Consider the following 18,597-nt stretch of genomic DNA (forward strand, 5'->3'; position numbering starts at 1 on the left):
TGAAAGGGTTTTTTGGAACCCCGAAGGGAAATCCTCAACCCCCGGTTGTCGACATGTATCTCGGAACCGAAGGCCTCTTGTCGCGGCCGATCACAAAGTCATGCCCCTTGGGCTTCCGGGTGATGGCTTCGTCGATCGCTGCGTTCAACCTCTCGTTGCCTTCCGACTCCCTCAAAGGCGCGCGAAGGTCCGCGGAGTCTTCCTGACCGAGGCACAGATACAGACGTCCCGTGCAGGTGATCCGGACGCGATTGCACGATTCGCAGAAATTATGCGTCATCGGCGTGATGAAGCCCAGCCGTCCGCCGGTCTCCGCAATCTCCACATAGCGGGACGGCCCGCCGGTGCGGTAGGGAATGTCGGTGAGGGTCCAGCGCTCTTCGAGGCGCTCACGCACCTTGGAGAGCGGCAGATACTGGTCCGTCCGGTCCCCTTCGATATCGCCCATGGGCATGGTCTCGATGAGCGTCAGGTCGTGGCCGCGCTCATGACACCACTGGATCAGCCGGTCGTACTCGTCCTCGTTGACGCCGGCGAGCGCCACCGCGTTGATCTTGATCTTGATTCCCGCAGCGCTTGCAGCCGCGATGCCTTCCATCACCTTGTCGAAGTCGCCCCAGCGGGTGATCGCCTTGAAGCGGTCTCGGTCCAACGTATCGAGAGAGACGTTGATCCGTTTGATCCCACAGGCGGCGAGATCGTCGGCGAAGCGGGCGAGCTGGCTGCCATTGGTGGTCATGGTCAGCTCTTCCAGCGCGCCGGTCCCAATATGCCGGGATAGGGAGCGCAGCAGCGAGATAATGTTCTTGCGCACCAGCGGCTCGCCGCCGGTCAGCCGCACCTTGCGCACGCCCTTATCGATGAACGCCGTGATGAGCCTGTCGATCTCCTCAAGGCTGAGCAGATCCTTGCGCGGCAGGAACGTCATGTTCTCTGCCATGCAGTACACGCACCGGAAGTCGCACCGATCCGTCACCGAGACGCGCAAATAGGTAATCTGACGGCCGAACGGGTCGACCATCGCCGGTTTCGGTTCCCAAATCGTCACGTTTTACTCATCCTCCGCGGAAGGGGCCTTACCCTTCCGGCTGTATAGTTTTGCGTTTCGTATAACCTGGGGCCGGTAGCGGGGTGTCTTCAAGGCTGCCGCTACCTTGCTCCGGCGCTTGACGGACCGCTTAGGACCTTGGCCACCTGCTATGCGTTTCCTCTTCGCCATCAGGCCGCTATGGGCGCCCAGGGCGGACCGCCGATCTGCGGACTGAAATTTGTATATAGACCGAATGGTACATTTATCATCTTTATCCGGCCAATGAGAAGTTAGGAGGCACACGATGGATGATCAGCCCATGGACGACCAGAAATTCAACATGTCGATGCGCAAGTTCCTCAAGGAGGTCGGTGTCACCTCCCAGCAAGCCATCGAGGAAACTGTGCGGGCAGAGGACCTCGGGGGCAAGGGCAAGCTGAAGGTGAAGGCTGTGCTGACCGCCGAAGGCACCGATCTCAATCACGTGGTGGAAGGCGAGATCGACCTCGGCTGAGGCCGGATCCACGTTCAAGCGGACCTAACCTGCACAATGACAGATCAGACTTCCGAGCCTTGGCCCACCGAGCTTCGGGTGGCGAAGGATCGCCGCAACCTGCTCGTCCTGTTCGACGACGGCAGCAGCTATGACTTCACCGCCGAGCTCCTGCGCGTGCGCAGTCCCAGCGCCGAGGTCCAGGGCCACAGCCCCGACCAGCGCGTCACCGTGCCCGGCAAGAAGAGTGTCGAGATCTCTCGCCTCGAGCCCGTCGGCAACTATGCGGTGCGCATCGTGTTCAGCGACGGCCACAACACGGGCCTGTTCTCCTGGAGCTATCTGAAGGAGCTCGGCGAGCACAAGGACGAGCGCTGGGCCGAATATCTCGACGAGCTTAGTCGTCAGGGACTCAGCCGCTGAACCTCAGGCGTTCTCGAAGAATTCCGGCCCGCGCCCCACGATCTTCGGATCGGGCTTGTCGGCCACCTCGTGGTCCTTGCCGTCGTAGTCGAGCCCGTACAGCACGGCGCGGATCACGTTGAGCCGCGCCCGGCGCTTGTCGTTGGAGCGCACCACGAGCCAGGGCGCGAAGTCGGTATCCGTGCGGGCGAACATCCGATCCCGCGCCGCTGAATAGGCATTGAACAGGCTAAGCCCTCGCACATCGTTGTCCGTGAGCTTCCAGCGCTTCAGGGCATCGTGGCGGCGGGCGTGAAACCGCTTCAATTGCATCTCGCGCCCCACCGAGAGCCAGAGTTTGACGAGGATGATCCCGTCCTGCACCAGCCCCGCCTCGAACTGGGGCACGGCGTCCATGAAGCGGTGATATTGCTCTTCAGTGCAGTAACCCATCACAGGCTCCACGCCGGCCCGATTATACCAGGAGCGATTGAAGAGGATCATGTTGCCGGCGGTGGGCAACTGCGCGACGTAACGCTGGAAATACCATTGGCCAAGCTCGGCGTCCGTAGGCTTCGACAGGGCAACCTGCCAGGCGTGGCGCGGATTGAGATGGGCCAGGAAGCGCTTGATGCAGCCGTCCTTGCCGGCGGCATCCCGCCCCTCGAAGACGACGACCAGCCGTTTTCCGCTCCGCTCTACCCAGCGCAACAGCTTCAACAGCTCGATCTGAAGATCCTCCAGCTCCTTCTCGTAGTGCTTCTTCTTCAGCCGCTTGGAATAGGGATACCCGCCGCTGCGGAAGGCCTTCCGCTCGATATCCTCCGGCAGAACGGGACTATCGATGTCGAACCCCGGCAGCTCCTCGCCTTCGCCGGCATCCTCCAGCAGAAAAGATCCGCGCACACTTCCCTCCCAGGTCTTCAATGGCCATATGTGTTTCAGGTGGGGTGACCATAGCACCGCGATTTGTCGCGAAACCGTGATATTTCACCCGCAACTATCGCCTCGAAATTGAGGCGTTGGCGATTCGCAAGAAGCGTGAATCGTGCTTTGGCGCAGAGCCAAACTCCTATATTCCTTCGCGGCTTGGTTGAGGGTGCTAGGATTGCATCGCATGAACGGCTTTTACGAACTCGGAGCACGGTTGCGCGCAGCCATCTGGCTGACCGTCGCGGTGGCGGCCATTTTGGCCACCCTCGTCGCCGAGACCGAGTTGCCTCTGCTGTATGGTCTCGCTGGCTTCCTGGTCTTTCTCGCCTGCGTGGTCGCCGCGCCCCGCAATCTCTCTCTTGAGATCGAGGAGCGGAGCTCGCCGCGCAAGCGCCAGTCCGACAGGGCCGAGATCTCTCTCGACCTGGTCACCGAAGCCTATCCCGACCCGGCCGTGCTGCTCGATAGCGCCGGCCATGTGCTTTTCTATAACGGTCCCGCCCGGACCACCTTCGCTTCCTTGCGCGAAGGCGGCCACATCTCCAGCGTGATCCGCAATCCCGCCTTCCTCGATGCCTTGAGCGCCGCGCCCGACCGCGACCGGCCCATTACCGTCAGCTATACCGAGCGCGTCCTCCCGGTCGGCCGGCGCATGTCGGTGACCGTCGCGCCCCTGACCCATGCCGGCCAGCGGGCCCGCTACATTCTGGTGCTGCTCCGCGATCTCACCGAGTCGGAGCGGATCAACCAGATGCGGTCCGACTTCGTCGCCAATGCGAGCCACGAGCTGCGCACGCCGCTCGCCTCCCTTCGCGGCTTTATCGAGACCCTGCAGTTCAGCGCCAAGGACGATGCCGGCGCCCGCGAGCGTTTCCTGAAGGTGATGGCCGAGCAGGCCGCCCGCATGACGCGGCTGATCGATCAGCTCCTGTCCCTGAGCCGGGCGGAGATGAATGTCCATGTCGCCCCCAGTAATCTCATCGACCTGAACGACGTTATTGATCACGTCCGCGATGCGACGGAGCCCCTGGCCGAGGAGCACAAAGCGGAGCTGCGCCTGAAGCGATTCGAGTCGCCCGCCCTGGTGCGCGGCGATCATGACGAGCTGGTTCAGGTACTCCAGAACCTCGTGACCAACGCGCTCAAATACGGGGCCGAGAAAGGCGCGGTGCGCATCGAGGGCGCCTACCGGCCGGCCCAAGGTCGAGGCTTCGGCCGCTACGCGATCGCCGTCATCGACGAGGGGAAGGGCATCCCGTCGGATCATCTGCCGCGGCTGACAGAGCGGTTCTACCGCGTCGACGTCGCCTATAGCCGCGAGCGGGGCGGCACGGGGCTTGGCCTCGCCATCGTCAAGCACATCATGAACCGCCATCGCGGCGAGCTCACCATCTCGTCGAAGCCCGACGAAGGCTCCGCCTTCACGGTTATCTTCGAGGCCGTTGAGAAACCGCAAGACAGCGCGGCCCCGTCCCAGGCGGCCGAGTAGGCGATTCCCGCCGGTTTTCCCCGCGATTCACAGGGCGTCATCCTGTCCCGCGGACTGTAATCGAACTGTCACATAACTGACATAGGGCTTCATCCTGGCGCATTGGCGGGCGGCTTGCGCATGCGCGTAAGCCCCTGATGTCCGCGAGGATACACGAGGTCCCCAAGGAGATGCGGCCCGGCAGAAGCCCGAAGAGGGGGTAGCGGCGGCGCTCCGGCGGAAGCCTCTTATTTCCCGCGCTTCTCCACAGGCCTGACCCCCAGCGCCCTTTGAAATTCGGCCGATTAGGGCTGTCATGGAGAGGAAATCGGGCTGTCATAAAAGCATTAACGGTGACGACTAGCGTGCCGGCGAGCTCGCGGCAGTCGCCGCTTTTGGAGGCTCGCATCCACAAACGAAAGCTCGCATCCAACTTAAGGGAGAGCACAGTGAACAGGTTTATCATCATGGCGTCGGCCATTGCCGTCGGCGCTTGCGTCACGGCGGGCCCCGCGTCTGCCCGTGACCAGATCCAGATCGCCGGGTCTTCGACGGTCCTTCCCTACGCCCAGATCGTCGCCGAGGACTTCGGCAAGACCTACGGCAAGTACCCGACTCCGGTCGTCGAGTCCGGTGGCTCTTCCGCTGGCCTGAAGCAGTTCTGCAAGGGCCTGGGTGAGTCCACGATCGACATCGCGAACGCGTCTCGTGCGATCAAGGACAAAGAGATCACGGCCTGCGAGAAGGCCGGCGTGAAGAACATCATGGAAGTCCGCTTCGGCTATGACGGCATCGTCTTCGCCAGCGACGTGGACGGCCCCGACATGGCTCTCGAGCCGAAGGACCTTTACCTGGGTCTCGCCGCCGAAGTTCCGGTCGACGGCAAGATGACCGAGAACCCCTACAAGACCTGGGACGAAGTGAACCCCGATCTGCCGAAGTGGGAGATTGTCGGTTACATCCCTGGCGAGAAGCACGGCACCCGTGAAGTCTTCGAAGAGAAGGTTCTGGCTGTTGGCTGCGAGGCCGCCGGCGCCCCGAAGATCATGGAAGAGGCCGGCATGGACGAAGATGCCGTTGAAGACGGCTGCATCCGTGTCCGCAAGGACGGCAAGGCTGTCGACATCGACGGCGACTACACCGAGACCCTGGCCCGCCTGCAGTCCAATCCGGAAGGCATCGGCGTGTTCGGTCTCTCCTTCTACGAGAACAACACCGACAAGCTGAAGGTCGCCACCATGAGCGGTGTCGAGCCCTCCGTCGATACCATCGCCAGCGGCGAGTATCCGGTGTCCCGTCCGCTGTTCTTCTACGTGAAGAAGGATCACATGGACGTCATTCCCGGTCTGAAGGACTACGTGGCCTACTTCGCGTCCGAGAAGATGATCGGCCCCGACGGCCCGCTCGCCGAGTACGGCCTGGTGCCGCTGCCTGAGGGCGAGTTCGAGGATCTGCAGAAGCAGATCGAGAACGGCACGACCATGGGCATGTAGGCATCGCGCCTATCTGCAGAATACCGAAGGGGCGGGCCGTAAGGTCCACTGGCCACCGGCCCGCCCCCTCATCATCGGGGCAACAGTTACCTAGATTGAGAGTGGGGCGCGCGTGTCCAATCTGACCATCCTTGCCATTCTCGCCGCCGCGGCGGTGCTGGCCTATCTGGTTGGGCGGTATCGCTCCGCCCAGGTCGCCAAGGGCAAAACCACCGGAATTCACTCCCGGCCCTCCTATCACGGCGCCTATCTCGCCATTTGGACCGTCGTTCCTGCGATCCTTCTGCTTGCCGCTTGGACGGCTGCGGATACTCCGATTTTCGAGTATCTCACGGCGAAGCAGCTGCCGGAATCGTATCAGGAGAAATCCGAGGCGCAGCAGTCACTTACTATGAATGTGGTCCAGTCGATCGCCGACGGCCTTCCGCGTCTGACCCCGCGCGAAGATGAGATCCTCCGCAAGGCTCGCTATGGCTTCGTCACCGATGAGACCGCCCGCGACGTGTTGTCGGAGAACGGGGTCATTCTCGGTTCCGCGCCGGATCCCGAAGTGATCCAGGCGGCGGTCTACCTCGCCGATCTGCGGGCCTGGGCACGCATCATCCTGCCGATCGTCTGCTTCGCGCTCGCCGCGGCCTGTTTCGTCTGGGGCTATCGCAACATTTCCCAGACCTTGCGCGCACGCACCTATGTTGAGCGCTTCATCACGGCCTCGCTCTTCGCGGCCTCTAGCGTGGCTGTCCTGACCACCGTCGGCATTGTGTTATCGGTGCTCTTCGAGACCATCCACTTCTTCCAGCTCGTGCCGCCCCAGAACTTCTTCTTCGGCACCGTTTGGGATCCGCGCTTCTCCGCCGCCGGAAGCGGGGGCAGCGAGGGCCAGTTCGGCCTGCTGCCGCTGCTCTGGGGCACCATGTACATTTCGCTGGTTGCGCTTCTCGTCGCGGTCCCGGTCGGGCTTTTCGCTGCCATCTACATGTCGGAATACGCCGGCTCGAAGGTGCGCACGATGGCCAAGCCGCTGTTGGAGATCCTGGCTGGCATTCCGACCATCGTTTACGGCTTCTTCGCCCTTGTCACCTTTGGCCCGTTCTTGCGTGATGCTGGCGCCACAGTCGGCCTCGACATCTCGGCCTCGAGCGTGCTCACCGCCGGCATCGTCATGGGGGTGATGATCATCCCCTTCGTGTCGTCGCTCTCCGACGACATCATCAGTGCCGTGCCCGGCTCTCTGCGTGAAGGGTCCTACGGCCTAGGCGCCACCCAGTCGGAAACCATCAAGCGGGTCATCCTGCCGGCCGCCTTGCCGGGCATCGTGGGCGCCGTGCTGCTCGCGGCATCGCGCGCCATCGGTGAGACCATGATCGTCGTGCTGGCCGCCGGCATCGCCGCGAACCTGACCCTCAACCCATTCGAACAGGTCACCACCATCACGGTGAAGATCGTCAGTCAGCTGACCGGCGATCTGGAGTTCAACAGTCCGCAGACCCTGGTTGCCTTCGCCCTAGGTCTCACGCTGTTCGTCATCACCCTGGGGCTGAATGTCTACGCCCTCTACATCGTTCGCAGATACCGGGAGCAGTACGAATAATGACCGATCAGACCGTAGGTTCAGGCGGCCTCCCCGGCATCAAAAGCGCAGCCGACGAGAGCTCCAAGCGCCTCGCGAAGCGCCATGCCGCCGAACGCCGTTTCCGTTGGTACGGTATCGCCGCTCTGCTGTTCGGCCTCAGCTTCCTGGTGCTCCTCTTCGGGTCGATCATCAGCAAGGGGTGGACGGCTTTCCTGCAGACCTCCGCCCATCTGGAAGTCTATTTCGATCCGGAGGTGGTGAACCCGTCCGGCAACCCCGCCGACCGTGACGAGCTCCTGCGGGCGAACTACGCGAAGCTCGCCGACCAGGCGCTCTATAAGGCGCTTGGCGTCGATGCGGAGAACCGCAAGGAGCGCCGCGCCGCCAACGCGCTGCTGTCGCGCGGCGTCGACACCCAGCTCAAGGACATCGTCCTCGAAGATCCCTCTGTGATCGGACAGAAGCGCGACGTTTGGCTGCTGGCCGCCGACGATGTCGATGCGCTGCTGAAAGGATCGATTAGCCGGGACACCAAGGAGAGCCGACGGCAGCTCGACAATCAGCAGATCGCCTGGATCGACACGCTGGTGGAGAAGGGCCAGTTGGAGAAGCGCTTCAACACCGGGCTCTTCGTCTACGGCGCCTCCAGCTATCCGGAGACCGCGGGCCTCGGCGTGGCGCTGATCGGCTCCCTGTTCATGATGATGGTCGTCATCCTCCTCGCTGTGCCCTTGGCCGTGGCCGCCGCGACCTACTTGGAGGAATTCGCCGCCAAGAACCGAATTTCGGACATGATCGAGGTGAACATCAACAACCTGGCGGCGGTGCCATCCATCGTGTTCGGTCTCCTCGGCCTGGCGGTCTTCATCAACTTCTTGGGGCTGCCACGGTCGGCGCCCATCGTTGGCGGTCTGGTGCTCTCACTCATGACTCTGCCGACCATCATCATCGCGACCCGTGCTGCCCTGAAGGCGGTGCCGCCCTCGATCCGCGAAGGCGCCCTGGGTGTCGGCGCGTCGAAGCATCAGGTGATCATGCACCACGTTCTGCCCCTGGCCTTGCCAGGCATCCTGACGGGCACCATCATCGGTCTTGTGCAGGCGCTTGGCGAAACCGCGCCACTGCTGATGATCGGTATGGTGGCCTTCGTGGCCGATTACCCGTCAACCCCGATGGATCCGGCCACCGCCTTGCCGGTCCAGATCTACATGTGGGCTACGGCAGCCGAGCGCGGCTTCATCGAACGGACGGCCGGCGCGACCATGGTGCTGCTGGCCTTCCTCATCGTGATGAACAGCCTCGCGGTGTATCTGAGACATAAATTCGAGCGGAAGTGGTAGGGCCGCCCTATGGAGGACAATGTGGACGTAGAATCGGCGATGAAACAGCGGGCACCCGCGGTGCCCGAGAAGAATCCAGGCGCGATCTCTACCCAAGAGCACGCGCTCAAGATGAAAACGGAGAGCCTGAACCTCTGGTATGGCCAGAAACAGGCGCTGCACGACGCCTCGTTGGAGATTTATGATGGCTCGGTGACCGCCCTGATCGGTCCGTCCGGCTGCGGCAAGTCGACATTCTTGCGCTGCCTCAACCGCATGAACGACGTCATCGACATCGTGAAGATCAAGGGCGACGTCGAGCTCGACGGTGAGGACATCTACGACCCGGACATCGATCCGGTTCAGCTCCGCGCCCGTGTCGGCATGGTGTTCCAGAAGCCGAACCCCTTCCCGAAATCGATCTTCGAGAACGTCGCGTACGGTCCGAAGATTCACGGCACGGCCACGAACAAGAGCGATCTGGAAGAGATCGTCGTGAATAGCCTGAAGCGGGCCGGCCTCTTCGAAGAGGTCAAGGATCGCCTGGACGAGCCGGGCACCGGTCTTTCGGGTGGTCAGCAGCAGCGGCTTTGCATCGCCCGCGCCATCGCGGTGAACCCCGAGGTGCTGCTGATGGACGAGCCCTGTTCGGCCCTGGACCCGATCGCGACCGCCAAGATCGAAACGCTCATGGACGAGCTGCGCGAAAACCTATGCATCGTGATCGTCACCCACTCCATGCAGCAGGCCGCGCGCGTCTCGCAGCGGACCGCGTTCTTCCATCTGGGCAAGATCATCGAGGTCGACGACACGACCACGATGTTCACCAACCCCACAGACGTGAAGACCCAAGACTACATCATGGGCCGCTTCGGCTAATCGACGCGGATCCTAAAGCCAAAAGGAACGGCCTTATGGAAGATCACGAGCATATCGTCAGCGCCTACGAGGAGGAGCTGTCGTCCCTGAACAACAAGATCGCCCGCATGGGCGGTCTCGCAGAGCAGGTGCTCGGCCAGTCCATCGACGCTCTTCAAGGGCGCGACCCGGAGCTTGCCGGCAACACCATTCAGCAGGATGAAGCCATCGACGCTCTGGAGAAGGAGATCGAGGAGCAGGCGATCACCATGATCGCCCGGCGCCAGCCGCTGGCCTACGACCTCCGTCAGATCATGGCGGCCCTGCGCATCTCCTCCGATCTGGAGCGCATCGGCGATCTGGGCAAGAATATTGCCAAGCGTGCGCTCGCTGTCGTCGAGGAACAGCAGCCCAAGCAGCTCATGTTGGGCCTGCGCCATATGGGCGAACTGGCTCTGGAGCAGCTCAAGGAGGTGCTGGACGCCTTCATCGAGCGTGACGCCGATGCCGCCCTGAAGGTCTGGTACAAGGACGAAGAGATCGACGCCATGTACAACTCGCTGTTCCGCGAGCTGCTGACCTACATGATGGAGGACCCGCGCAATATCGGGCTCTGCACACATCTTTTGTTCGGTGCGAAGAATATCGAGCGCGTCGGCGACCATGCGACCAACATCGCTGAGACGGTGTACTTCCTGGTCCATGGCACGCCGGTCTCAGACGAGCGCCCCAAGGGCGACAACACCAGCACCACCTTGCCGCTACAGAGATCAACTGGCTAACAGGCAGGTCGACCATGACCAACGGAACTGGAGCGAAAGTTTTAATCGTCGAGGATGAGGAGCCGTTGGCGCTCCTCCTCCGCTACAATCTCGAGGCAGCTGGCCACAGCGTCGAAGTCGTCTACCGCGGCGACGAGGTCGAGCTGCAGCTTGCGGAGAACTCCCCGGATCTCATCATCCTGGACTGGATGCTGCCCGGGATCTCCGGTCTCGAGCTCTGCCGGCGCATCCGCACCAACCGGGAATCCAGACACATCCCGATCATCCTGCTCACCGCACGCAGCGAGGAGAACGACCGCATCCGCGGCCTGACCACGGGCGCCGACGATTACGTCGTGAAGCCGTTCTCCGTGCCGGAGCTCATGGCGCGGGTGCAGGCCATCATGCGGCGCACCAACCCGGAGCGCATCGCCTCCGTGCTGAGCGCCGGCGATATCGAGCTGGACCGGGTCTCACACCGGGTGACGCGCAACGGCCGCCCCATCCATCTGGGGCCGACCGAGTTCCGGCTGCTTGAGTTTCTCATGCAGAGCCCGGGCCGGGTGTTCAGCCGCGCTCAGCTTCTGGATGGGGTCTGGGGGCGCAATGTCTATGTCGACGAGCGCACCGTGGATGTCCATATCGGCCGCCTGCGCAAGGCCATGATGAACGATTCCGAGCAGGATCCGGTCCGCACCGTGCGCGGCGCCGGCTATGCCTTCTCCGACGCGCTGGAGACGGCTTCAGCTTAAGGCTGCATCGTGGCCTTGATGGTGAGGTCGCTCGCGTAGGCGAGCGCGTCTCGAACCATGTGACCTCTGCGCACTCCGTGCCGGAGGCTGAGTGCTCCTTCGGTGTCAGGATCAAGCCAAAAAAGAAGGCGCCTCGGATGGAGGCGCCTTCTCACTTCCCCGCTTTTTGTGACCGGGCCCGCTGCAGACGGCCCCGGCCGTCCCTCTAACCGGTCGCGGACCGCTTATCGCGCCGCCGCTGCACGGGCTGATAGGCCATGCGCGAATGGTGCTCGCAATAGGGCACGCCGGTGTCGCTCCTGCGTCCGCAAAAATGGAAATCGTCCTCGCCGGGGTCGCCGATGGGCCACCGGCACATATGCTCCTTGAGGCTGAGGATGGTCGCCCGCTCATGCAGCGGGATCACCAGCTCCTCCACCGGCTGCGGCGCGGCCACCGTCTCCGGCTCTTCCTCGAATTCCGGCTTCAATGCCGTCGCGCCCCGCGTGGCGTAGACGACAGTGTTCTGCTTTGGCTGCTGTCGCCGCACCGGCGCTCGCCGAATGCGCGGTGAGCTTGAGCGGGTGGTGGTGGCCCGCGCCGACAGACCCAGCCGGTGCACCTTGCCGATCACCGCGTTGCGGGTCACACCCCCTAAACGCGCGGCAATCTGACTGGCGCTCAGCCCATCGGCCCAGAGCTTCTTGAGAAGCTCCACCCTTTCATCATTCCATGCCATTGATTGTGCCTCCTCGATTTTTTTCGGACTCAGAGTCCGCCCGCAGCCGCGAAAACGGCTGAGGCCATACTCTGATGTACATTTGAGATGGACCGCTCAGATATCGCGAAGGACGCCGCAACATCTTGTGGCCGAGCGGTTTCAACCCTACTAATTCCGGGGTTCGCCAGCAACCGTCCGCCACGGATGAGAGCCGATTTTTCCACCGGAATAGCCAGATTCTGCCATCGCTCGCGGCAGAACTCAATCGATCGTTAACCTCCTGTTAAGAAAGTTTCGTGGGTAACCCGTTGAAGTGTTGGGAAAGCCTGTGCACGAGCGGGGCGCAAATGGGCCCGGAGCCCAGATTGACAGCCAGCGCGGGCAGACCTAAAGCTCTTCTATTCAAAGCCGCCGCCGGGTTCGGCGGCGCTTTTGTTTTGGGCTTTTGCCACCAACGGTTTGCCAGCGAGGGAAAGCCGATGTCGGCCCTCTTTCCGACCTACGCGCGCTCCGAGCTTTCGTTCGAGCGCGGTGAAGGGGCCTGGCTCTTCACGGAGAAAGGCGAACGCTACCTCGATTTCGGTTCGGGCGTGGCGGTGACGGCGCTCGGCCACAGCCATCCCCATCTCGTTGAGGCGCTGAAAGCCCAGGCCGAGAAGGTCTGGCACGTCTCCAACCTGCATCAGATCCCGGACCAGGAACGCCTCGCCGAACGGCTCTGCAAGGCGAGCTTCGCCGACCGCGTGTTCTTCGCCAATTCTGGCGCCGAGGCCAATGAGGCCGCCATCAAGCTGGCGCGGCGCTACCACTACGCCAAGGGCCATCCGGAGCGCACCCGGCTGATCGCCTTCGAAGGCGCTTTCCACGGCCGGACGCTCGCGACGATCGCCGCGGGCGGCCAGGAAAAGCATCTCCAGGGCTTCGGCGAGCCCATGCCCGGCTTCGACCGTCTGCCCGCGGGCGACATCGAAGCGGTGAAGGCCGCCGTCACCGACGAGACCGCTGGCATCCTCATCGAGCCCGTGATGGGCGAGGGCGGCGTGCGCCTGATCGACCCCGGCTTCCTGCGGGATCTTCGCACCCTTTGCGACGAGAAGGGCATCCTTCTGGTGTTCGACGAGGTGCAGACCGGGATGGGCCGCACGGGCCGGCTCTTCGCTCATGAATGGGCGGGCGTGGAGCCCGACATCATGTCCCTCGCAAAGGGGCTGGGCGGCGGCTTTCCGCTGGGCGCTTGTCTGGCGACCGAAGAGGTCGGCAGCACCATGACCCCGGGCACCCATGGCTCGACCTTCGGCGGCAATCCGCTCGCCATGGCCGTCGGCAATGCCGTGCTCGACGTGCTGCTGGAAGACGGCTTCATGGAGCGCGTCTCGGAGACCGCCCTGCGGTTCCAGCAGCGCCTCGCCGCCATCAAGGATGAGCACAGCGATATTTTCGAAGAGGTGCGGGGCCAGGGCTTCCTGCTCGGCCTGAAATGCACGTCATCCGTCCCCAATGGCGATCTGGTAAAGGCGCTTGCCGCGCAGCATCTTCTCACCGTCCAGGCCGGCGACAATGTCGTGCGGCTCCTGCCGCCCCTGATCATCGGCGACGCCGAGATCGATGCGGCCTGCGAGAAGATCGAAGCCGCCTGCAAGACCGTCGCGCCCGCCACCGCGGCGACGGCCTAGCGGCAGCCAGAGAGCAAGAGACCTTAGGCCGAAAGATGCAAAAAGCGACCAGCCAAGCCAGCCATTCGAGTCCGCAGCCAGGGCAGATGAGCGCCGTACGTCACTTCCTGGATATCGACGACTTCGATACCGTGACTTTGAAGGGCATCATCGCCCACGCCCACGAGATGAAGGCGGAGCGCAAAAGCGATCTTGCCCCGCTTCTGCCGGGCGCCGTGCTGGCCATGATCTTCGAGAAGCCCTCCACCCGGACCCGCGTTTCCTTTGAGGTCGCGATCCACGAGCTGGGCGGCAAGGCCGTCGTGCTCAATCCGAACGAGATGCAGCTCGGCCGCGGCGAGACCATCGCCGACACGGCCAAGGTGCTCTCCCGCTACGTCGATGCCATCATGCTCCGCACCGGTCCTCATGAGACGCTGCTGGAGCTGGCCGAGAATGCCGACGTGCCGGTCATCAATGGGCTCACCGGCCGTACCCACCCGTGCCAGATCATGGCGGACATCATGACTTACGAGGAGCAGAAGGGCTCCATCGAAGGCGCCACCATCGCCTGGGTGGGCGATGCCAACAACGTGGCCGCCTCCTGGATCCACGCCGCGGCCCGCTTCGGCTTTACCCTGAAGATCGCAGCGCCCAAGGAATATCCGCCGGCCGATGAGTTCGTCGCCTTCGCCAAGTCAGAGAACGCCGATGTCATCGTCACCGAGGACCCGGAAGAGGCGGCCAAAGACGCCGATTGCATCGTCACCGATGTCTGGGTTTCCATGGGCGATGCGGACGCCGATCAGCGCAAAAAACTGCTTCGCCCCTATCAGGTGAACGCCGCCCTGATGGAAAAAGCGAAATCAGACGCCATATTCATGCATTGCCTGCCCGCCCATCGCGACGACGAGGTGACCGCAGAGGTCATCGACGGTCCGCGATCCGTGGTCTGGGACGAGGCGGAAAACCGGCTCCATGCGCAAAAGGCGATCCTCGCCTGGTGCCTGGAGTCCAAGTCGAAACAACTAGGAGACTGACGATGGCTGGGCCATCTCAGGAGATGGCCGAGCTGGTCATCCCCAAAGACGATCTCGCGCTCCCCTTTCAGGCGGAGCTGTCCCATGTGACCGGTCGGCTGGTGAAGCTCGGCCCCACAGTGGACGACATCCTCTCGCGCCACGACTATCCCGAGCCCGTCTCGGAGCTGCTGGGCGAGGCGGTGGCGCTTGCTGCGCTTCTGGGCGCTGCGCTGAAATTCGAAGGCAAGTTCATCCTCCAGGCCTCGACCGACGGGCCCGTGGATCTGCTGGTGGCGGATTACCAGACGCCGGGCCAGCTGCGCGCCTATGCCCGCTTCGACAAGGAGCAGGTCGACGCGCTCGGCACCGACGGCGTTGATTCCGCGACCCTTCTCGGCAATGGCCACTTCGCCATGACCATCGATCGCGGCCCCGACATGGAGCGCTATCAGGGCATCGTGCCGCTGGAGGGCGAGACCTTAAGTGAGGCGGCGGATATCTATTTCCGCCAGTCCGAGCAGCTTCCGACCTTCCTGAAGCTCGTCACGGCCAAGCATTACCAGGGCGAGGACAAGAGCTGGAGCTGGCGCGCCGGCGGCCTTCTTGTCCAGAAGCTGACCACCGAGGGTGGCCTGGCGTCGGAGGCCGATGAGGCGGCGGAAGACGAAGACTGGAACCGAGCGAGGCTGCTGGCCGAGACGGTGGAGGACCACGAGCTCCTCGATCCCACGCTCGCGGCCGAGCGTCTGCTCTACCGGCTCTTCCACGAGGAACGCGTGCGGGCGTATTCGCCCCTGCCGCTCGACCCCTATTGCAGCTGCTCCCGCGACCGCATCGAGAACATCCTCACGAACTTCACCGACGAGGAGGTCGAGGATATGACGGTCGACAACGAGATCGAGGTCACCTGCGAGTTCTGCAACAAGCAGTACAGCTTCGATCCGGCGGAGATAAACGCCAAGCGCAAGCCGAACTAGGCTGAAAGCCTATCTTTCAGCTTGCCGAGAAACGTCATGCAGGCGTCGAGCTGATCGACGCTGACGAACTCGTCCGGCGCGTGGGCCTGGGAGATGCTCCCGGGCCCGCACACCACCGACGCGCAGCCGGTCTGCTCGAACAGCCCTGCCTCCGTGCTGAAGGAGACAGCGTGAGGCGCATTGAGCCCCGTGAGGCTGAGGGCCAGCGCCACCGCCTCGGAGTTCGCCGCCGCCTGCAGACCGGGTACATGCACCTGGCGCGCCGTCTCGATCCCGGTTTCTTCTGAGACAGCGTGCATCTTCGGCAGCAGCGTCTTCTCGGCATAAGCCTGAAGCTTCCCCGGAATGGCGTCGGCGCCGTCTTCCGGCAGGCTCCGCATCAGCCATTGGAATTGGCAGCTCGCAGGCACGATGTTGCTGGCCGTGCCGCCTTCGATCGTGCCGACCTCCGCCGTGGTGCGCGGCGGATCGAACCGATCGTCCCGGTGCTCCTTGGCGATCTCCTCCACCAGCCGTTCGATCTCCATGATCAGCGCGGCGGCGTAGCGGATGGCGTTCAAGCCCTTGTCCGGCTCGCTGGAATGGACCGAGAGCCCGGTCACCGTGGTGGTGAGCACATCGATCTGCTTGTGGGCGTCGACGACTTCCATCGTTGTCGGCTCCCCGACGATGGCGATGCGCGGCATAGGCAGGTTCTTCCCCAACCGCTCGATCATCGGCCGCACGCCGACACAGCCGATCTCCTCGTCGTAGGACAGAACGATATGGATCGGTTCTTTGAGGTCGGCGGCGACGAAGCTGGGCACGCTTGCCAGAACGCAAGCCACGAACCCCTTCATGTCGCAGGTCCCGCGGCCATAGAGCCTGCCGTCCCGCGCGGTGAGGGTGAACGGGTCTGAGCTCCAGCTCTGGCCCGTCACCGGCACGCAATCCGTATGGGCTGAGAGCGCAATCCCGCTCTTATTGACTGGACCGATGGTAGCGACGAGCCCGGCCTTCTTGCCGTCCTCCGTCGGCACGCGCGTCGAGGCAACCCCGTGCTGGCCGAGGTAGTCCTCCACGAAACCGATCAGCGGCAGATTCGACTTCGCGCTCGTCGTGTCGAAGGCGACGAGCTTTCCCAGCAGCGCTTTATGATCGGGGGCGTCGGACAAGAGGGAGCCTCGGCTATCGTGATAGATCGCCGGCACGATAGCCCGGTTTCGGTGAAATTACCGTTGGTCTTTCGGGGTATTCCGCGCCTAAACCGCGGCGATTCCCTTCTTCAGATCGCCGATCAGATCGCCCGCATCTTCCAGCCCGATGGAAAGCCGAACCGTGCGGTCGAAGATGCCCGCTTCGGCGCGTGCCTCCGGCGTCAGCCGCTGATGGGTGGTCGTCGCCGGATGGGTGATCAGGCTCTTCGCATCGCCGAGATTGTTCGAGATCTTGAAGATCGATAGGGCGTTGATGAAGCGGAAGGCCTCGTCCTTGCCGCCCATGACCTCCAGCGCCACCATGGGCCCGCCAGACGCCATCTGCTTCTTGGCGAGGTCGTGTTGCGGATGATCCGTCCGCCCCGGATAGAACACGCGGCTGATCTTCTCCTCGCCGGCCAGGAAGTCGGCGATCTTGCCGGCCGTTTCCACTTGGCGCTCAACGCGGAGCGGCATGGTCTCCAACCCTTTGAGCAGCACCCAGGCATTGAACGGGCTCAAGGACGGCCCCGTATGCTTCAGGAAGGTGTGCAGCGTGTCGTCGATGTAATCCTTCCGGCCCAGCACGACGCCGCCGAGGCAGCGCCCCTGACCGTCGATATGCTTGGTCGCCGAATAGACGACGATGTCGGCGCCGAGCTCTAGGGGCCGCTGCAGCATGGGCGTGGCGAATACATTGTCGACCACCACCTGCGCGCCGACCTTGTGGGCGATCTTGCAGACCGCCTCGATATCGACGAGGTCGAGCACCGGATTGGTCGGCGTTTCGAAGAACAACGCCTTGGTCTCGGGCCGCATGGCTTTCTCCCACTGGTCGAGGTCCGCGCCGTCAACCAGCGTGCACTCCACGCCGTAGCGCGGCAGAAGGTCCGAGACGATGTAGAGACAGCTGCCGAACAGCGCCTTCGCCGCCACGATATGGTCGCCAGCCTTCAGGAAGGAGAGCAGGGAGGAGGAGACCGCCGCCATGCCGCTCGCCATGCCGTGGGCCGCCTCGGCGCCCTCGAGCGCCGCGATCCGGTCTTCGAACATGGAGACAGTCGGGTTGGCGTAGCGGCTATAGACATAGCCGTCATCCTCGCCCTTGAAACGGGCCTCGGCGACTTCCGCGCTGTCGTACACATAGCCGGAATTGAGGAAGATCGCTTCCGACGTCTCGCCGAATTGGCTTCGCCGCGTGCCCTCATGCACCAGGGTGGTCGCCATCTTCCAGTCTTTGGTCTCTTCCGCCGCCATGGCGACACCTCCATCTCGCGCGCCCGAAAATCGGACACAAAAAAACCCGGGCTCAGGCTGGCCGCCAAAGAACCGGGTGAACGGCGGGGGCTTCCCGCCACGGCCCTTTTAGCGACTTGTTTTACGTGGCTGCAAGCCGGCCGGCCAAATCACCACGAAGGCTGCGATTTAAAGCGCGCGGAATGCGGGGCGTCAAGTAGGCGCTTATACCCGCGGCAGCACGGGCTTGCGGTAATAGACCACCCGCTCCGTCTCCTGAAATCCGAGCGCCTGGTGCATGCCTTGCGAGGTCGTGTTGCCCAAGAGCACGTCCGAGGCGAGCTCCGTGACGCCCTTCAGCCCGGCCCAGCTCTCCACCGCCTGGACGAGTTCGCGCGCCACGCCCTTGCCGCGCCAGTCCGGCGCCACATAGATCCCTTCCAGGAAGGCAATCGGAGGCTGCCCGCACCCATTCACGTGGTCGTAGCGGAGCGCCACCTCGGCAAACCCCACCGCCTCGCCCTCACGCGTCTTGGCGATGAAGGCGGCGGAATCCTCGCTCTCCATCACGGAGAAGGCCTGGGCGCGGTTCTCCTCATCCGTATGGTCGGGCCAAAGCTGAAGCCGCAAGGGGAGCCAGGCCCCGAAATCTTCCGGGCTGCATCTGTCGATCTGCATGTTGGACTTATACGCTATTGTGAATCCGGGGGAGAAGCTGGGTGAGCACGTGACTCTGCCATAAAGCGGTGTCAC

At 63.2% G+C, this 18,597-nt stretch carries 18 protein-coding genes and 1 riboswitch; of the genes, 12 read left to right on the top strand and 6 right to left on the bottom strand.

Going from position 1 to position 18,597, the window contains the following annotated elements:
* Nucleotides 1-34: 34 nt before the first annotated feature.
* The gene (moaA, locus tag ACFQ2F_RS13900; RefSeq protein ID WP_379091567.1) at nt 35-1,021 is read right to left on the bottom strand and encodes a GTP 3',8-cyclase MoaA; all 987 of its coding nucleotides are present in this window, start codon (nt 1,019-1,021) and stop codon (nt 35-37) included.
* Between the two features lie 328 nt (nt 1,022-1,349).
* Between moaA and ACFQ2F_RS13905 the strand changes: the two genes are divergently transcribed.
* A complete protein-coding gene (locus tag ACFQ2F_RS13905) occupies nt 1,350-1,544 on the top strand; it encodes a DUF6494 family protein (protein ID WP_379091569.1) in 195 nt (64 codons plus the stop codon).
* Nucleotides 1,545-1,580: 36 nt separating this feature from the next.
* Nucleotides 1,581-1,946, top strand: coding sequence for a gamma-butyrobetaine hydroxylase-like domain-containing protein (locus ACFQ2F_RS13910; protein WP_379091072.1), 366 nt, complete (start codon nt 1,581-1,583; stop codon nt 1,944-1,946).
* A gap of 3 nt (nt 1,947-1,949) precedes the next feature.
* Here ACFQ2F_RS13910 and ppk2 read toward each other — a convergent pair whose 3' ends face one another.
* Nucleotides 1,950-2,831, bottom strand: coding sequence for a polyphosphate kinase 2 (gene ppk2 / locus ACFQ2F_RS13915; protein ID WP_379091073.1), 882 nt, complete (start codon nt 2,829-2,831; stop codon nt 1,950-1,952).
* Nucleotides 2,832-3,042: 211 nt separating this feature from the next.
* On the opposite strand from ppk2, the gene ACFQ2F_RS13920 reads away from it, so the two are divergent.
* From ACFQ2F_RS13920 to phoB, 7 genes are all read left to right on the top strand, one after another.
* Nucleotides 3,043-4,347: an ATP-binding protein gene (locus tag ACFQ2F_RS13920; protein WP_379091075.1), complete on the top strand. Its 1,305-nt coding sequence runs from the start codon at nt 3,043-3,045 to the stop codon at nt 4,345-4,347.
* A 428-nt stretch (nt 4,348-4,775) separates the two neighbouring features.
* Nucleotides 4,776-5,819 (top strand): PstS family phosphate ABC transporter substrate-binding protein, encoded by a 1,044-nt coding sequence (locus ACFQ2F_RS13925; protein WP_379091077.1) that lies wholly within the window; start codon nt 4,776-4,778, stop codon nt 5,817-5,819.
* A 112-nt stretch (nt 5,820-5,931) separates the two neighbouring features.
* A complete protein-coding gene (gene pstC, locus ACFQ2F_RS13930) occupies nt 5,932-7,410 on the top strand; it encodes a phosphate ABC transporter permease subunit PstC (RefSeq protein WP_379091079.1) in 1,479 nt (492 codons plus the stop codon).
* Entirely contained in the window at nt 7,410-8,732 is a 1,323-nt protein-coding gene (gene pstA / locus ACFQ2F_RS13935) for a phosphate ABC transporter permease PstA (protein ID WP_379091080.1), read from the top strand. The genes pstC and pstA overlap by 1 nt, the downstream gene beginning before the upstream one ends.
* Before the next feature lie 39 nt (nt 8,733-8,771).
* Nucleotides 8,772-9,590, top strand: coding sequence for a phosphate ABC transporter ATP-binding protein PstB (gene pstB / locus ACFQ2F_RS13940; RefSeq protein ID WP_379091081.1), 819 nt, complete (start codon nt 8,772-8,774; stop codon nt 9,588-9,590).
* 35 nt (nt 9,591-9,625) lie between these two features.
* Nucleotides 9,626-10,351 carry a phosphate signaling complex protein PhoU gene (gene phoU, locus ACFQ2F_RS13945; protein WP_379091083.1) on the top strand — a complete coding sequence of 242 codons (726 nt, stop codon included), beginning with the start codon at nt 9,626-9,628 and terminating at the stop codon, nt 10,349-10,351.
* A 14-nt stretch (nt 10,352-10,365) separates the two neighbouring features.
* Nucleotides 10,366-11,082: a phosphate regulon transcriptional regulator PhoB gene (gene phoB, locus ACFQ2F_RS13950; protein ID WP_379091085.1), complete on the top strand. Its 717-nt coding sequence runs from the start codon at nt 10,366-10,368 to the stop codon at nt 11,080-11,082.
* A gap of 205 nt (nt 11,083-11,287) precedes the next feature.
* Here phoB and ACFQ2F_RS13955 read toward each other — a convergent pair whose 3' ends face one another.
* Entirely contained in the window at nt 11,288-11,800 is a 513-nt protein-coding gene (locus tag ACFQ2F_RS13955; RefSeq protein ID WP_379091086.1) for a GcrA family cell cycle regulator, read from the bottom strand.
* 461 nt (nt 11,801-12,261) lie between these two features.
* Here ACFQ2F_RS13955 and ACFQ2F_RS13960 point away from each other — a divergent pair, with 461 nt between their 5' ends.
* From ACFQ2F_RS13960 to ACFQ2F_RS13970, 3 genes are all read left to right on the top strand, one after another.
* Complete coding sequence (locus ACFQ2F_RS13960; RefSeq protein WP_379091087.1) at nt 12,262-13,455, top strand: aspartate aminotransferase family protein; 1,194 nt, start codon at nt 12,262-12,264, stop codon at nt 13,453-13,455.
* A gap of 86 nt (nt 13,456-13,541) precedes the next feature.
* Nucleotides 13,542-14,474, top strand: a complete 933-nt coding sequence (argF, locus tag ACFQ2F_RS13965; RefSeq protein WP_379091089.1) for an ornithine carbamoyltransferase — start codon at nt 13,542-13,544, stop codon at nt 14,472-14,474.
* A 2-nt stretch (nt 14,475-14,476) separates the two neighbouring features.
* Nucleotides 14,477-15,433, top strand: coding sequence for an Hsp33 family molecular chaperone (locus ACFQ2F_RS13970; RefSeq protein WP_379091090.1), 957 nt, complete (start codon nt 14,477-14,479; stop codon nt 15,431-15,433).
* Here ACFQ2F_RS13970 and argE read toward each other — a convergent pair.
* From argE to aac(6'), 3 genes are all read right to left on the bottom strand, one after another.
* A complete protein-coding gene (gene argE / locus ACFQ2F_RS13975; protein ID WP_379091092.1) occupies nt 15,430-16,587 on the bottom strand; it encodes an acetylornithine deacetylase in 1,158 nt (385 codons plus the stop codon). The genes ACFQ2F_RS13970 and argE overlap by 4 nt on opposite strands.
* 87 nt (nt 16,588-16,674) lie before the next feature.
* Nucleotides 16,675-17,865: an O-succinylhomoserine sulfhydrylase gene (locus ACFQ2F_RS13980; RefSeq protein WP_379091093.1), complete on the bottom strand. Its 1,191-nt coding sequence runs from the start codon at nt 17,863-17,865 to the stop codon at nt 16,675-16,677.
* Nucleotides 17,866-17,952: 87 nt separating this feature from the next.
* A riboswitch (SAM riboswitch) is annotated at nt 17,953-18,031 on the bottom strand.
* A gap of 38 nt (nt 18,032-18,069) precedes the next feature.
* Nucleotides 18,070-18,522 carry an aminoglycoside 6'-N-acetyltransferase gene (gene aac(6') / locus ACFQ2F_RS13985; RefSeq protein ID WP_379091095.1) on the bottom strand — a complete coding sequence of 151 codons (453 nt, stop codon included), beginning with the start codon at nt 18,520-18,522 and terminating at the stop codon, nt 18,070-18,072.
* Nucleotides 18,523-18,597 lie beyond the last annotated feature (75 nt).

It is taken from the genome of Methyloligella solikamskensis, from assembly GCF_042676065.1.
In the GTDB taxonomy this organism is placed as follows: domain Bacteria; phylum Pseudomonadota; class Alphaproteobacteria; order Rhizobiales; family Methyloligellaceae; genus Methyloligella; species Methyloligella solikamskensis.

Coding starts and splice junctions, on each gene's coding strand:
- ACFQ2F_RS13905 (WP_379091569.1), top strand. CDS start 1,350: ATGGACGACCAGAAATTCAACATGTCGATGCGCAAGTTCCTCAAGGAG.
- ACFQ2F_RS13960 (WP_379091087.1), top strand. CDS start 12,262: ATGTCGGCCCTCTTTCCGACCTACGCGCGCTCCGAGCTTTCGTTCGAG.
- ACFQ2F_RS13910 (WP_379091072.1), top strand. CDS start 1,581: ATGACAGATCAGACTTCCGAGCCTTGGCCCACCGAGCTTCGGGTGGCG.
- ACFQ2F_RS13980 (WP_379091093.1), bottom strand. CDS start 17,865: ATGGCGGCGGAAGAGACCAAAGACTGGAAGATGGCGACCACCCTGGTG.
- argF (WP_379091089.1), top strand. CDS start 13,542: ATGAGCGCCGTACGTCACTTCCTGGATATCGACGACTTCGATACCGTG.
- pstA (WP_379091080.1), top strand. CDS start 7,410: ATGACCGATCAGACCGTAGGTTCAGGCGGCCTCCCCGGCATCAAAAGC.
- moaA (WP_379091567.1), bottom strand. CDS start 1,021: ATGGTCGACCCGTTCGGCCGTCAGATTACCTATTTGCGCGTCTCGGTG.
- ACFQ2F_RS13970 (WP_379091090.1), top strand. CDS start 14,477: ATGGCTGGGCCATCTCAGGAGATGGCCGAGCTGGTCATCCCCAAAGAC.
- ACFQ2F_RS13920 (WP_379091075.1), top strand. CDS start 3,043: ATGAACGGCTTTTACGAACTCGGAGCACGGTTGCGCGCAGCCATCTGG.
- ACFQ2F_RS13955 (WP_379091086.1), bottom strand. CDS start 11,800: ATGGCATGGAATGATGAAAGGGTGGAGCTTCTCAAGAAGCTCTGGGCC.
- pstB (WP_379091081.1), top strand. CDS start 8,772: ATGAAACAGCGGGCACCCGCGGTGCCCGAGAAGAATCCAGGCGCGATC.
- phoU (WP_379091083.1), top strand. CDS start 9,626: ATGGAAGATCACGAGCATATCGTCAGCGCCTACGAGGAGGAGCTGTCG.
- phoB (WP_379091085.1), top strand. CDS start 10,366: ATGACCAACGGAACTGGAGCGAAAGTTTTAATCGTCGAGGATGAGGAG.